Here is a 15198-nt window from a genome sequence, read left to right on the forward strand (position 1 = left end):
ATTTAGAGGGTATGGAGAGAGGTTAAGCAGGATGAATCAAGCTTCTATATACCATCTCCCCAGTATGGGGTAACAAACCATCTTCGACAAGCTCAGGCGGTAATACTTCGGACTCGATTTGATGCTGCGCGAGTATCAAGCGTCCAGCATCGATCTCTTCTTGCAATAATTTTTGCAAGCTGGCCATGCGAAATTGCGCATCGTAGCGCTCATAAACTTGTTGCAAAGAAATAGGTGCGTTGGCATGTATCTCAGGAATAATACTATCTGACGCTAAGATAATCATTTCATTCAAGGCTTGCTCACGTGCCAAATCTGCCTGATCAATCTTAGTTTGCAGATGAGCAGCTAGCTTTCCTCGCGAGGCAAACATCATTACAAAAATCAGCGTTTGCACCCCGAACACAGCACTATACTGCCATACACTTAACTCTATATTTAGCACTCTGACCAAGAGCAGCAGTGCAATAGCTACTACCACGTAGCTGGCCATTTGCCATAAAAACCACATGATGGCCCTACTCTCTCCATACCAAAATATCTTGCGCTCTTTAAGAGTAATGAGCTGCTGACGTGCTTGCCACCACTGCTGCTCACGCTGTTTTAACGACTCATGAGACTCAGCGCTCAGTACATTGCTGTCACTTTTATGGAAGTCTTTGGTGTTAAGGTTATTAACTTTGGGCGCATTGAGCATATTCATTATCCTGACCAGCACCAGCCATCAATCATGGCGGTGATAGACTACATCATCAAAAAGGAAAATAGGTAAAAATAGTGGTAAGTAGGAGAAGAAAAGGACAAAAAATAAGAGAAGTGCTACACTGCTTGAATGTAATTTTTCTTTATACATTTATTATCAACTGCCTATTATAGTTACTATACTTATGAATCACAACTTAGCACACCTGCACCCCTACCCATTTGCAAAGATGGCTACCTTACTTGCCGACAGTACGCCTGCAGCCGCCTACTCTGAGATCAAGCTTGGTATCGGTGAGCCAAAACACGAGCCGCCAGCCTTTGTACTGGATGTCTTGCAAAAAAACCTAGACAAGCTGTCTCGCTATCCAACCACCAATGGCACCTTTGAGCTGCGTCAAACCATTGCCCATTGGCTTGAAAAAAGGTTTTTCTTAACTCATGTCGATGCCAACTCTGAAGTATTACCTGTGATGGGTACACGCGAGGCTATTTTTAGCTTCGTACAAGCGGTGATCAATCATGGCGAAAGCAAAGAGACAGAAACAGAGACAGAGCTTCAAAACAGTACCGACAAGGCTCCGCGCGCTCCGACTGTGGTCATGCCCAATCCGTTTTATCAAATCTATGAGGGGGCGGCAATACTTGCGCAAGCGACGCCGTACTTTGTCCCTTGCACCTCAGAAAATGGCTATAAAGGCGATTATCGTACTGTTCCCAAAGATGTCTGGCAACAAACACAGTTACTGTTTGTCTGTAGTCCAAACAATCCTACTGGCTCAGTGATGACGATGGATGACTGGGAGGCGCTCATTCGCCTATCGGATCAATATGGCTTTATCATTGCCAGCGATGAGTGCTATAGCGAGCTGTATTTTGACAAAGCGCCCGTTGGCTTACTACAAGCATGTGCAGCGCTCGGTCGTCATGACTTTAAGAACTGCGTGGTATTTCACTCTTTATCCAAACGTTCAAACTTACCTGGACTACGCTCAGGCTTCATCGCAGGTGATGCATCCCTCTTAAAGCCATATCTGCAATATCGCACCTACCAAGGCTGTGCGATGCCGATACCGCATCAAATAGCTTCTATCGCCGCTTGGCAAGATGAAAAGCATGTGGCACATAATCGCGCCCTGTATCAAGAAAAGTTTGCATTATGGATGGCTGAGCTGGGCGAGCTATTAGACTTACGCATGCCAGAAGCTGGGTTTTACTTTTGGATAAAAGCACCTGAGAAATTCAACGGTGATGACGAGGTTTTTGTGAAAGCCTTATACGAGCAAGCCAACATTCATGCGCTTGCAGGACGCTACCTATCGCGTGAAATAAATGGCAAAAACCCTGGCAAAGGTTATGTTCGCATCGCTTTGGTCGCCAGTGTCGAAGAGAGTCGCGAGGCGATTGCGCGTATTAAAAAAATGCTTGGAAAGTAAGGTATGTTTACCATATTACGCTAATTTAGGGCAATGGCACCAAAACCATAAATTTATTGGGGATATGAACCTTAATTAATGCTATATTAAAAATGTACTTTTATTGCATAAGTTTATCAAGGATGATGCCATGCCCCATCTTGACTTTACCCAACCTCCATTTGATGTGTTACGACAGGCTGAACGCCAAAGCCTCAAAAAACACACCCAAGTTCGCTATCTTGCTGCCGATGAAACCCTGCCTGCCGAAGATTTAAATCATTTTTTTGTGGTGTTAAAAGGACAAGTTGAGCAAACACTGGATGGGGAGTTTGTTGGTTTTTATCTAGGCAGCAAACACTCATCTGAGCAGCTCAATAATAATGACTGGTTTGATAGTCGCCGCACCCCTGACTCACAGGATATTGGCAACACTGATACTAAGTCATATCAATATCGAGCGCTAGAAGATAGCTTATTGCTGCAAGTAGCAGGAGAGGCCATCGACAAAATCAGCGCACAAAACCATCTGGTGCGCCAGTTACTATCCGACAGTCTACCTGAGCGCTTAAAAGCGCTACAACAGCGGCGTAGCAATCAAAGCCCAGCATTAGGATTGCGCAAAGAAGACTATAATGAGCAGCAAGAAGTACAGCAAATCATGCTGCAACCTGTGACTGACGTCACTTTGTTACCTGTCCGTGTTATCGATGCTGATAGCAGCCTATATCATGCTGCGCATACCATGATCGAAGCAGGACTGAAACACGTCTTGATACGTCCAGCAAGCAATCCATCAGTCTCATCTTCAGATACCAATGATTCAGAAGGCGGTGCCAAAAATAGTGAAGCACAGTATTCAGATCATGACTTAGGTATGTTGAGTGACGCTGATATTTGCCGCGCTGTTAGTGAAAAGCAAGATCCAGCCACGACTCCTTGCCAGCACTTTGCAAACTTTAATCTGCGTACTGTCAATACCGATAAGGAGATTGGCGAAGCGTTAATGATCATGACCCGCTACCGCATTCATCGCTTACCAGTCATCGATGATGGCGGGAAAGTCGTTGGCATACTGGCACTACGTGATTTGCTGGCGTATCTCGGTCAACACTCACAGCTAATTAGTATTCAAATCGAACAAGCGAAAGACTTAAACAGTCTAGATACGGCAGTCGAGCTAATTGGCCGCTATATTCGTGCGCAGCACCAAAACGGCGTCAAGATAGGTATCGTCAGTCGCATGGTTCAGACGCTAAATGCGCAAGTTTTTACCAAGCTTTGGCAACTGATCGTCCCTGAGGAAGTACTAAAAAATACCTGCGTGATTGTGATGGGATCAGAAGGCCGCGGTGAGCAAATCATGCGTACCGACCAAGATAATGCGCTTATCATTCGTGATGGCTACTCTCATCCTGATCTGGCCGAGTTTGCTGAGACCTTCAATAATCAGCTAGCCACTCTGGGTTATCCACTGTGTGATGGCAATATCATGATGACCAATCCAATGTGGCGGCTACCGCTTAAAGAGTTCAAGTCACAAATCAGCTTATGGTTCAAAAACACCGACCCCATGCACAGTATTTATATCTCCGCCATCCTCGACGGCGAATACGTCTGCGGTGATGAGTCGCTATTGACTGAAGTGCGTGAGCATCTAAAAACTGCCCATAGACAATCAGACCCTATGTTTGTCCGTCAGTTCGCACGTGCAGCGCTGCAGTTCGGTGATATCAATCAATGGTGGCAAAAACTGGTACCCTTATTGGGTGGCAAGCCAAGCTCTCATGATGTCGATCTAAAAAAAGCGGGCATTTTTCCACTGGTACACGGTATCCGTGCCATGGCTTTGGAACACGATATTTTACAAGTACCCAGTACCAAAGATCGACTCAAAGCTTTGGTGCAAGTGCGCGCCTTGAGCAAAGATCGTGCGAATACTTTAGAAGAAGCCTTAGAGTTCTTTATGGCGCAGCGGCTATCCGTTGCACTATCTACCAACGATAAACATGCTAAGCAAATCGACCCCACTACTTTGTCCGCGCTTGAGCGTGACTTATTTAAAGAATGTCTGGCAGTGGTCAAAAGCTTTAAAATGCAGCTACAACAGCATTATCATTTAGAAATATCATAAAGGAATTATAGACTGATATGAGTTGGCTTAAGCAGTTATCCTCTTCTTGGCAAAAGTCGCAACTACAGCGCCCAGAGCTGAAGTCGATGTTTACAAAACCAGCTGCCAATCAATGGGTAGCGATCGACTGTGAGATGACAGGGCTCAACCCAAAAAAGCACCATCTATTATCGGTTGCCGCTATTCATATTAACGGTGATACTATCGATACTGGTAATGGCATGCATTTGGTTTGCCGGCCACCTGTGATGCCTGATCGCGATACCATTGTGATTCACGGCCTGCGCACCGCTGATGTTGAGAACGGCATGAGCTATGATGAGATGCTGGCGCTGCTGTTACCTTTCATTGATAATCGGCCGATAGTGGGGTTCTGTCCGCAGATAGACATCGGCTTTTTAAATCCTCTGGTCAAACGTTATATGGGCGCTACTTTACCCAACGAGGTCATTGATGTGCGCCACTTATACAGTCGGCGTATGAGCGGCCAAACTCAAGGCCTCCCCAATCAATCGCAGCACCTAAACAACATCCTTGCGCATTATAATATTCCTGAACTCGGCACCCACGATGCTTATAACGATGCCGTCATGACCGCAATGGCATTTTTGCATGTACGCTAAAACCTGTCATTAATGGTGACTGAGGCTTCATCAAAATGCTACAAGAACAGCAACTCATGATACCATAGGCTGTTTTTGCCACCTGATGATAGGTTGCTCATGCAACTCATCTCCAAACCTAATAATGACCCTACAATGACTACCAAACCCACACCTCTTTGCACGCACTTACGAGCACTTAAGCAGCATTACAAGCCATTACCAACATTAGCATTATTTGCAGCAACCACTTTAGCATCGCTACAGACGCAAGCAGCCTTACCAGCCGCCATCGAAGCGGCGTTATTACGTGCAGAATTGACACCCGCTGATATCAGTATCATCATCACACCAGTGGGCGATAAAAGCGCCAGTCGATTGCCGCCGCCTATCGAAGTTGTTGATAGTATGAGAGCGACTACTGTATCGAACACTGGCGATCAAAAAGTGACTCAAAACGATGATATGGATAATAAAAAAGCATCAAGCCATCCTATCGCCCCTAGTACATTAGTCACTATCGAAAAGCGCACCATCAAAAAACATGAGCAAAGCCTACAGGCATATACCGATGATGTTTATACTTATCTAAGCTTAGAGAGCGTACCATCACTGCTACCAGATGAAGCCAAATCAGCAACTGCAAGCAGCAACAGCCATAGCAATGTAAGCAGTAAGGATAACGCTAAGACCTCCTCTATCAAAATCTCATTTTCACCCATACTGCAGCATCAAGCGACACTCCCGCGCACGCCTGCCAGCACTATGAAACTCGTCCCTAGCTTTATCGCGCTAGATACCTTGGGTGGCGACTTTGTCTGGCATACACGGGTTTATCATACAGGAATTATCATTGGCGAGCGCTTACATGGCGACTTGATCGTCCAAGGTAGCGGTGATCCCAAGATGACGCATGAGCGCTTACAGCAGCTGCTTTATCAGGTGCAAAAAGCAGGTATCCGTCATATCAACGGTGACATCATTATCGATAGCGCTATCTTTGACAAGGTTAGTAAAGATCCTGCGGCATTTGACAACTCACCACTGCGTCCTTATAACGCCAGTCCTGATGGGTTTTTGGTCAGCTTTAGTACCATAGGTATCCAAAGCCAGCCCCTAAATGAGGGACAAGCACAGCTAACCTACACCCCAAAACTGGCCAATTACCAATTGCCAAACACTGTCAATATACGCTCTGCTGCTTGCGGTCAAGCGCTCTACAGCCTAGCGCCGCAGTGGCAAAGCACAAAACTAACCCTTAATAACGACTTGCCAAATAGCTGCGGTGAGCATATGTTTTATGTCGCCTACCCAGATGCCAAAGACTTTGCTACCCGTGTGCTCGCTGGCAAATGGCAAGAGCTTGGCAACACGCTGAGCGGTAAAGTCATCGCCCAAGAAGCACCTTATCAGTCTAGTAAAAAAGCTAAAGCAACTCGCGGCTTAGCGGCACTACCTGTCTCTCCTCTACCCCTCGTCAGCTATCCTTCTTTGAGTTTGACTAAGCAGATTTATGACATTAACCATTTTTCTAATAACGTCATGACCGAACAAGTTGCTCTGTCATTAGATGCTTATGGTCATGGCAAAGCAAACGTCAGTAACCCTAAAATAACTGGCAATAATGAAACAAATAAAACAGCGGCTGAAATGGTCGATAGTAAAACCTCTGCAAAGAAAACAACCAGCTTATACCAATTTGGACAGCCTGCATCAACGAACTACCCTACTGCCCTACAAACCATGACTCAGTGGTGGCAGAATAACTTGAGCACGCCGCCGCCACATCTGACCAATGGCTCAGGACTTTGTCGAGACTGTACGGTAACGGCAGAAAACCTAAACGAGCTACTGACTTACGCCTATAGTCATCCAAGCTTCGGCGCTTACGTCAACTCACTAGGCATCGCTGGTGTCAGTGGAACCATTGCCGCTCATAGCGAACGCTTACCCGAGTCGGCAGCGACTGGGCGTGCATGGATAAAGACTGGCACGCTAAACAACGTCACCTCGATGGCAGGCTACGTCAAAGGACTGTCTGGGCAAGACTATGTGGTGGTTGGACTCATCAATAGCGAGCAAGCATTGAACGCTTATACTGCCAGACCCGTACTGGATGCGATGCTCGACTGGACCGCTCAGCAATGATAATGAATAGCCAGTGCACTGGCTATTCTCTTATTATTTATGTCATTTTTTACCTTTTATAAAGGCCAGCTTATGTCACGCACGACGCCCAATCTCAGCAAGCATGATGCCCGACCAACACATTCTCAGCCAGAGTTAGCCATCAAATTGGCGAGATATGTGGGATATTTTGCGATCGGTTATGTGCTTGCTAGCACCTTATTTATGATGATTCAGACCAAAGTTGCCCTCAACTCGCAACTGGTCACGGCGCTTTCCATCTTTTTGGGCGCTTATATAGCAGTCAATAAATTCATTAAGCACCAACAGCGGGCGCTAAATAGAGAGGAGATCAATCGCTTGATGTTCGGCGGTATCCTTGTCGTTTGGTTACTAACGGCTATTTACTTTTTGGCTCTGTGGGTATGGCTCTTTGATGACGCCAATCGTGAAGTATTGATTGAGATGACTCTGCAACAACCCCTGCCATTAGTGTCGGCACTGGTGATGATATTGGTGCTGACCTTAGTCAGTGCCCGAATCAGTATTTGGGCAGTGAATCGCTTACTTGATCCACAACGCAAGATGTCTTAAGTCCATAACTCCTACAAGGTGCTACAAAAATTTTTCACTATTAACAAATAAAATCCGTTAGGCTAACTTTAGAGCGTATTTTAAATAGTGAGTTATTTTGTACTCTTAAGGAGCTTTTATCATGGATATGATTTTTTTTGACAATATAGACAAACTTGGGCGTATTGTCCTAACAGCAGTGATGGTATATGTGCTGATTGTTCTGGCGACCAAGGTATCGGGCAAACGCTCAACCTCGCAGTTGAACAACTTTGATTGGATCGTGACGGTAATGATTGGCTCATTGGGTGCCAGTACTATCTTGCTCGAAAACATCCCCTTCATCGAAGGTGCTGCTTCTATCATAGTGCTCTATGTGTTGCAGTTTTTGGTCACCAAGTACGCTTCTATCTCGCCAGCCTTTAGCAGCGTTATTTTATCAGAGCCACGTATCGTGTTTTATCAAGGGCAGTTTTTGCCAGATGCCATGCGTGCTGAGCGCCTGACTCGCCAAGAGCTTGAATGTGCCATGCGCTCTGAGGGCGTGCACAGCTTAAGTGAGATTGAAGCCATTGTTTTTGAATCTGATGCCAAGCTCACCATTATTACTAAGCCTGACAGCGAGCAAGCGACAGATACAGTGTCTGAAACCCTCGCACCGCTCACGGATTGATGAATTTAAAAATATTTAAAGTGTTATTTATGACAAGATAAACTGCATATAGAAATTGAGGAATAAGCGCCGATGAAAGTACGACTCCTAACCGTTGGTAACAAGATGCCTAATTGGGTACAAACAGGATTTAATGAATACTACAAACGTATTCAGCCCATGCTCAGTACCGAAATCATTGAGCTTGCCGCAGCCAAACGTGCAAAAAACCCTTCTGATGCCAATTTGGCTCAGTATCGGGAACAAGAAGGTCAGACGATATTGGCAGCCCATGCGGCGGCTGGACGTGAACGTCTGTGGGTGCTAGATGTCAAAGGGAAGATGCTGTCGACGGAAGGGCTAGCAGATAAATTGGCCGACGCCATGCAACAAGGGGATGACATTGCCTTGGTCATCGGCGGCGCGGATGGCGTCTCACAAGAGGTGCTGGCGCAGGCAGATATGAAATGGTCATTGTCAGCACTGACTCTACCGCATCCTTTGGTACGGGTGGTATTGATGGAGCAGCTTTATAGAGCCATGAGCATCAACCACAATCACCCTTATCATCGTGGTAGTTAGATCATGTTGCATAATTATGCTGACAGTGAAAAATATTCTATATAAGCACAAGAGATTGAAATAACACCAAACGCCCTAATACAGGGTGAATGAGCTATCCAAAACCTATCGAATCGATTCCGTCCTATCAGCACCCTGATGATGCCAATGCTACCTCGCCAATTACTGCGGCAGTAGCATGGGAAGATGCGCCTGCTGGACTGACCAATGCCGCCTCGTTACCAGCGCTGTTCATCTCTCATGGCGCACCAACCTTTGCCATTGAGCAATCCGCAACCACCAGCGCCCTTGCGCGCATCGGTCAAAACCTGCCGAAACCGCGCGCCATCGTGATCATGTCTGCGCATTGGATATCAGCTAAGCTTGAGATTAGCAGTAATCCGAAGCCCAAAACTTGGCATGACTTTTCGGGGTTTGACCCCAAGCTTCATGAGCTGCAATATCCAGTGGCAGGCCATCCAGCGCTCGCTGAGTCATTAGCGCAGCAGCTGAGCGCACGTGATATTGCCTGTAGTGTCAATCCAATGCGGGTCTGCGATCACGGTGTCTGGTCACCCCTGCGACACCTGTATCCAGCAGCGGATGTACCTATCGTACAGATATCCCTGCCGCAGCATTACGACAGTGTCGCCTGCTATCAGTTAGGAGCGCAGCTTGCTCGCCTGCGTAATGAGCAAATACTTATTATCGGCTCAGGTAATATTACCCACAACTTGCAAGCGCTACGTTGGCAGGCTGACAGTATCGATGACGACGCCAAAGACTTTAAACTCTGGCTACTACAACAGCTGAAATCAGATATTCCATCAGCGCTCGATTGGCAACAATATCCCAATTATCAAAACATTCATCCAAGTGATGAGCATTTGCTGCCTTTATTTTTTGCGTTAGGTGCAGGACAGCGCGTCTCTGTCGTCCATGAAAGCATGGCGCATCATAGCTTAGGCATGGACATTTATCGCTTTGATTAAATAAACCCTAAAACTATAATGTCAATAATGTGGGCTATTGCTGTATCCTTGCAAAATTATAATGCTGGGCTAAAAGCCTCAGCCTACAAACAATTATTTTTATCTGGATGTTTATCTAAAAATAGAGTGAATTGATTAAAACTATTTTTCAAAAGCATGCTTGGTAAATAAACCCGCCCGCTCCATTTCGCCCGCCAAGCTCAATAGCGTCGTCTCATCATTCATCCGTCCAATCAGCTGCATCCCGATCGGTAGGCCTTTTTTACTCATATCAACTGGCACTGACATTGCCGGCAGACCGGTAATATTGCCCAATAAAGTAAAGGCCATTTTGCCCAGCACCGGGTTACTTAGCTTCTCGATCATCCCTGAGCTAAAAGCATATTTACCCATATTAATGCCTTTGTTGAGCACCTCGGCACTACGCATTAGCATCTCATCCATACGGCTTGGTGGTAGCACGCCATGTTTGACCGCAGGCGTAGGTACCGTCGGACACAGGATCATATCGTAAGTCTCAAGCAGCAAGCCCGTTTGATACTGGCATTCATGCCAACCTTGCTTAGCATGCACCAAATCAACCGCTGACAATGAACGTCCAAGTAGCGCCATATTATAAGTTTGCGGCTCAAGGTTTTGTACATGCTCAGCACCAAAGCAGCGCTCAACATTATCAATGGTAAAAGCCGTGTGTGCACAAACCACCACCATAAAGTCATGCCAAAACTTCTCAATATTAATGTTAGGCTCAGCAAGGGTGACTCGATGACCCATGGCTTCGAGCTGCTTAGCCGTTTGCTCTAGTACCGCCAGTACTTCTTTATCCACCACAGTATTGGCAACCAGTGGCTGCTGATGCAGCGCGATGTTTAGCGGCCGCGGCGCTCGCATTGCCGCCTCCAAGAAGGTCCCGTCAGGTGGTGCGATAACGTAGGGTGAACCGATCTCGCTACCACTGGTTGCATCGAGCATCGCCGCGCTATCTCGGACGCTACGGGTAATGACATGATCGGCAACCGCACCATCCCACCCCTCTGCCAATGCTGGCCCTAATGGGTTGCGACCACGACTTGGTTTGAGCCCGAAGGTACCGCACCATGCAGCGGGAAAGCGTATCGAGCCGCCACCATCGCCTGCTCCTGCCATCGGTACAATACCACTGGCAACGACAGCCGCACTGCCTCCAGAGGAGCCGCCTGAGCTATAGCCTTTTTTGAACGGATTATGTGTCGGGCCATGTGCTTTTGGCTCAGTCGTGATGATTAAACCGAACTCAGCAGTGTTGGTTTTACCAAAGGTATTAACCCCCGTCGCTTTCATGCGTTTGACGATTTCACTATCATAAGTATTGACCACATTGACACTACGGCTGCCCATGGTGATAGGCTCACCTGCAAAGTAAAATGACAGATCTTTTAGCAGATACGGCACACCATTGAATACGCCTGCTGGCAATCCTGCCTGCGCCGCTTGATAAGCGCGCTCATCAAAACGATGAATAATAGCGTTCAATTTAGGGTCTAGCTTATTGGCGCGGGCGATTGCCGCCTCTAGCATCTCTTTAGCACTGACCTCGCCAGCATTGACAAGCGCCGCCAGCCCTAGCGCATCATATTGGGTGTATTCTTTGAACATTTTTGCATCCTTACTTAGAATTATTTATGACTCAGTATATCGCTTTACTGAAAGGATAGACAAACACCCTTTTAGGACGTGTAATAAAAAAACGAGCTGCTCTCGCAACTCGCTTTTTCTTGTATTAATAAAATCTACTAATCTCTACATCAGCAGCTCACGCTTGCCGCTTTTGCCCATGGAGCTGACCAGTCCAGCCTCCTCCATTGAGTCGACAATACGCGCGGCGCGGTTATAGCCGATGCTAAATTTACGCTGAATACTGGAAGCCGACACTTTGCGAGTCTCCATGATAAAAGCCACCGCATCATTATAAAGATCATCATCTTCACCAGATGCACTGCCAGTGCTACCACCGCCAGGACTAGACAATTCAAAATTGCCTGCCATATTATCGATATAGTCAGGTGCGCCGCGCTCACGCCAAGCGTCACAAACGCGGTTGACTTCTTCATCGCTGACGTAGGCCCCGTGCACACGGTCAGGCTCAATCTGCCCTGGCCCTAAGAACAGCATATCACCATTACCTAGCATATCCTCTGCACCGCCACTATCCAAGATGGTGCGCGAGTCTACTTTTGAGTTGACTCGTAACGCCGCTCGTACGGGAATATTGGCTTTAATCAAACCTGTGATTACATCTACCGATGGACGCTGAGTGGCCAGCATCAAGTGGATACCTGCCGCCCGCGATTTTTGTGCAAGGCGGGTGATAAGCTCTTCGGCTTGCTTGCCGACTTGCATGATCATATCGGCAAATTCATCAGCGACAATGACAATCATGGGTAAGGTTTTAAGCTTGGGGGCTTGGTCAATGCTGACATTGTCATTCGGTCGCCATAAAGGATCGAGCATTGGCTTGCCAGCTTTTTCAGCCGCGCGCACTTTCTTATTAAACTCGTCTAGCTTTCGCACTTTGAGCAGACTCATCAACTGATAACGGCGCTCCATCTCTGCCACACACCATGACAGACTACTCGCCGCCTCGGTCATATCTGTCACCACTGGCGTCAGCAAATGCGGTATATCATTGTAGTTGGCAAGCTCTAGCTGCTTTGGATCAATCAAAATAAGGCGCAGCTCATTGGGTGTATATTTGAGCAGCATCGATAGCAGCATGGAGTTGACCAATACCGACTTACCAGAGCCTGTGGTACCTGCAACGAGCATATGCGGCGCACGGGCAAGATCAGTAATGATCGGATTACCACCGATATCTTTACCCATTGCCATGCTGATTTGGGCTTTTGGATCTTTATACTTCTCGGTATTCAGCAGCTCAATGAGGCGTACCATTTCACGCTGCTTGTTAGGCACCTCAATACCGATATATGGCTTACCAGGTATGACCTCCACCACACGCAAAGACGCCATCGATAGCGAGCGCGCCAAGTCACGTGAGATGCCAGTGACCTTACTGGCTTTGACCCCTGCGGCAAGCTCGACCTCAAAACGGGTTACCACAGGCCCTGGAATGGCATTGACCACTTCAGCTTTGACATTGAATTCTTGTAGCTTAATCTCTAACAGCTCTGACAGCTGCTCAAGCTCAGAAACAGTATAGCTTGGCTCACGATTGGGATCTGGCTTGTCGAGAATGGACAACTCTGGAATCGCTGATAGACTGCCACGATACTCCGCTGTTTGCATGGCGCGTGAGCGCTGAGCAAAGGCTGCATCATCGTGAATGTCTGGCATGACAGGTGTGTTTGTATCATCATACTTACTGTCATCGTCTGGCATCATGTCAGTGATGAGATTGCCGCTACCGTCTTCTGGCACAGCAAAGCTAATCGTTGGTTTGGACGAGGTTGCCGACTCAGCACTGTTAGTAGGACTGGCAGTTTCTACCGTTGGCGCTGCTTTTGGGTCAGCAGGTGGGGTATTGGTAGGTGTCATATCGACAGATTCAGCAACAGCGGATGTCGGCGTTACGGCAGATTGAACGTCCTGAGCTTGTGCTTCGTTATTACCTGTTGGTTGCTTCGCCAGCACTTGCTGCTGATCATCGGCTTGGCTCGCATCTGAAAAAGCGGTGTTGCGTACGGCTTCATCTACCTCAGCGACAGGCTTGCTCTCAGCTTGAGTGTTACTTTCAGCTTGAGTGGCACTTAGAGTGTTGTCAGTAGCTGCTGATGAAACTTCATGCTCTGCCAACCAAGTACTCGCTAACTCGTCAACTTTGGATGTCATATCGACAGAACTGCTATCTGCGACATTGGTTGCCGCACTAGATTTAGCCACTTCGTTAATTACAGGATTTTGTATGGTTTGAGCGCTGGCTACTTGCTGACCATCATTAAGCGCAACATTCGGCACAGCATTTGTCTCAATCACTGGCGTTATTTGCATGTCAAGAGTATCAGACTGGGCAGCGTCAGCAGGTATTGGATCAGACGCACTATGACTAGATGCTTGAGCAGCCATCAACTCATTTGACAACAAATCATCAACCATATTGTCATCATTCCAGGCAAAGCTGGGCTCTACTTTGAATGCAGCTGTCGTGGCAGCCGCCTCAGACATGGCAGCTACGCGCGCTGTGTTACTGGTATTAGGGGCAGTCTCAGTTGTACTAGCCGCTGATGTGTGCGGCGTATCATTCATGGATTTTTTAAGAGTCTTTTGAGCGGCGGCAGCCTCAGCCGCAGCATCGGCAGCAAGAGAAGCTTTCACGCTTGCTCCGAGTCCCGACTTTGCCAAAAAATCCGTCAAGACACCACTAAAGCGTCCACTCATGTCTGCTGTTTGGTTATGACTGGCAACTGGCAGCTCAAGTGGTAATTGCTCAAACTCGTTTGCATGCGCCTGAGCATCAGCCGTCTCTGCCTCTGATAAGCTTTGGCTCGCTTGCGAATTGTCATACTGACTCTGAGATCTTTCGTCTCTGACCCCAGAGCCAAGCCAAGATAGCGCCGTGAACTTACGATATAGTGCAGTCCAATGGATATTAAAAGCAAAGGTTGCAGTAATAATGACAAACACTGTCAAAAACAACACACTGCCCCACTGGGATAACAGCTGGGCAAGCCGTGCCTGCAACTCAAGCCCGATGATACCTCCCGCCACGCCTTGCAAGCCTGTAACCATCGGATTGGCTACTTGTTGAATGATGGCAACCAGCTGTGCAAATAGAGCACTACTACTCAATAATAAAAACACGTAAGAGACCAGTCGCAGTAGCCAAAACGTCGGTTTATTGTCCCACCAAATCAAGATAGATTCGTATACCAAAAAAACCAACAACCACCAAGCGCCAAAGCCAAAAAAGCTATACAGCAAATCAGACAGCCATGCGCCAGTAGAGCCTCCCATATTGTTAATGGTGGTCATGTCACTACTAATATGTGACCAACTAGGATCGTTACCGGTATAGGTTAGTAAAATAACAAATAGGTATACTGCTACAATTACCCCAAGAAAGGTAAATATTCCTTTTTTCAAATATTCAATAAGCGCTGCTGATATCACGTAAGATCTACCTTGTTATAAATACTAAATTTTTACCACTTCATGCTGACATAAAGTGTCAATATAGAAAGTGCTGGCTAAAAAAGCTGAATAGAAAGCGCCGACATATTAAGTGTTAGCATAACTTCTTATAATAACAAATACATAGGTCAAGTGGCGACAGTGATATAAAGAAACTGTGCAATAAAACACATCAATAACGAATTTATGAGTGAGCGGCAACGTTAAATCCATAAAGTAGCATTATCACCTGATATGTTATTTGACATCCGCTGTTTAAAACTCGCTGTTTAAAAACAGTACTATAGCCACCATCAATAGAGTGATACCAAGT

11 protein-coding genes are annotated in these 15198 nt (G+C 46.8%); 8 read left to right on the plus strand and 3 right to left on the minus strand.

Translation table 11 applies throughout. The features are described 5' to 3' along the window. Positions 1-22 precede the first annotated feature (22 nt). Entirely contained in the window at positions 23-697 is a 675-nt protein-coding gene (locus tag JMX03_RS11640; RefSeq protein WP_201596887.1) for a hypothetical protein, read from the minus strand. Positions 698-887: 190 nt separating this feature from the next. Here JMX03_RS11640 and dapC point away from each other — a divergent pair, with 190 nt between their 5' ends. From dapC to JMX03_RS11680, 8 genes are all read left to right on the plus strand, one after another. After that, the gene (gene dapC, locus JMX03_RS11645) at positions 888-2138 is read left to right on the plus strand and encodes a succinyldiaminopimelate transaminase (protein ID WP_201596889.1); all 1251 of its coding nucleotides are present in this window, start codon (positions 888-890) and stop codon (positions 2136-2138) included. A 130-nt stretch (positions 2139-2268) separates the two neighbouring features. Further along, positions 2269-4251 (plus strand): DUF294 nucleotidyltransferase-like domain-containing protein, encoded by a 1983-nt coding sequence (locus tag JMX03_RS11650; protein ID WP_201596891.1) that lies wholly within the window; start codon positions 2269-2271, stop codon positions 4249-4251. Positions 4252-4268: 17 nt separating this feature from the next. Next, positions 4269-4874, plus strand: coding sequence for a 3'-5' exonuclease (locus JMX03_RS11655; RefSeq protein WP_201596893.1), 606 nt, complete (start codon positions 4269-4271; stop codon positions 4872-4874). Between the two features lie 135 nt (positions 4875-5009). Continuing rightward, the gene (locus JMX03_RS11660; protein ID WP_227695656.1) at positions 5010-7001 is read left to right on the plus strand and encodes a D-alanyl-D-alanine carboxypeptidase/D-alanyl-D-alanine-endopeptidase; all 1992 of its coding nucleotides are present in this window, start codon (positions 5010-5012) and stop codon (positions 6999-7001) included. 72 nt (positions 7002-7073) lie between these two features. Further along, complete coding sequence (locus tag JMX03_RS11665) at positions 7074-7574, plus strand: ABZJ_00895 family protein (RefSeq protein ID WP_201596897.1); 501 nt, start codon at positions 7074-7076, stop codon at positions 7572-7574. Between the two features lie 121 nt (positions 7575-7695). Further along, a complete protein-coding gene (locus JMX03_RS11670; protein ID WP_201596899.1) occupies positions 7696-8226 on the plus strand; it encodes a DUF421 domain-containing protein in 531 nt (176 codons plus the stop codon). Between the two features lie 72 nt (positions 8227-8298). Then, complete coding sequence (rlmH, locus tag JMX03_RS11675) at positions 8299-8787, plus strand: 23S rRNA (pseudouridine(1915)-N(3))-methyltransferase RlmH (RefSeq protein ID WP_201596901.1); 489 nt, start codon at positions 8299-8301, stop codon at positions 8785-8787. Between the two features lie 89 nt (positions 8788-8876). After that, positions 8877-9758, plus strand: a complete 882-nt coding sequence (locus tag JMX03_RS11680) for a DODA-type extradiol aromatic ring-opening family dioxygenase (RefSeq protein WP_201596903.1) — start codon at positions 8877-8879, stop codon at positions 9756-9758. Between the two features lie 141 nt (positions 9759-9899). Here JMX03_RS11680 and JMX03_RS11685 read toward each other — a convergent pair whose 3' ends face one another. Next, a complete protein-coding gene (locus tag JMX03_RS11685; RefSeq protein ID WP_201596905.1) occupies positions 9900-11393 on the minus strand; it encodes an amidase in 1494 nt (497 codons plus the stop codon). Between the two features lie 144 nt (positions 11394-11537). Beyond that, positions 11538-14864 (minus strand): DNA translocase FtsK, encoded by a 3327-nt coding sequence (locus JMX03_RS11690; RefSeq protein WP_201596906.1) that lies wholly within the window; start codon positions 14862-14864, stop codon positions 11538-11540. Positions 14865-15198 lie beyond the last annotated feature (334 nt).

It is taken from the genome of Psychrobacter fulvigenes, assembly GCF_904846155.1.
GTDB lineage: Bacteria > Pseudomonadota > Gammaproteobacteria > Pseudomonadales > Moraxellaceae > Psychrobacter > Psychrobacter fulvigenes.

Bases quoted from the DNA above. Each gene is read 5' to 3' on its own strand.
- JMX03_RS11650 (WP_201596891.1), top strand. From the start codon at position 2,269: ATGCCCCATCTTGACTTTACCCAACCTCCATTTGATGTGTTACGACAG.
- JMX03_RS11670 (WP_201596899.1), top strand. From the start codon at position 7,696: ATGGATATGATTTTTTTTGACAATATAGACAAACTTGGGCGTATTGTC.
- JMX03_RS11640 (WP_201596887.1), bottom strand. From the start codon at position 697: ATGCTCAATGCGCCCAAAGTTAATAACCTTAACACCAAAGACTTCCAT.
- dapC (WP_201596889.1), top strand. From the start codon at position 888: ATGAATCACAACTTAGCACACCTGCACCCCTACCCATTTGCAAAGATG.
- rlmH (WP_201596901.1), top strand. From the start codon at position 8,299: ATGAAAGTACGACTCCTAACCGTTGGTAACAAGATGCCTAATTGGGTA.
- JMX03_RS11660 (WP_227695656.1), top strand. From the start codon at position 5,010: ATGACTACCAAACCCACACCTCTTTGCACGCACTTACGAGCACTTAAG.
- JMX03_RS11655 (WP_201596893.1), top strand. From the start codon at position 4,269: ATGAGTTGGCTTAAGCAGTTATCCTCTTCTTGGCAAAAGTCGCAACTA.
- JMX03_RS11680 (WP_201596903.1), top strand. From the start codon at position 8,877: ATGAGCTATCCAAAACCTATCGAATCGATTCCGTCCTATCAGCACCCT.
- JMX03_RS11685 (WP_201596905.1), bottom strand. From the start codon at position 11,393: ATGTTCAAAGAATACACCCAATATGATGCGCTAGGGCTGGCGGCGCTT.
- JMX03_RS11665 (WP_201596897.1), top strand. From the start codon at position 7,074: ATGTCACGCACGACGCCCAATCTCAGCAAGCATGATGCCCGACCAACA.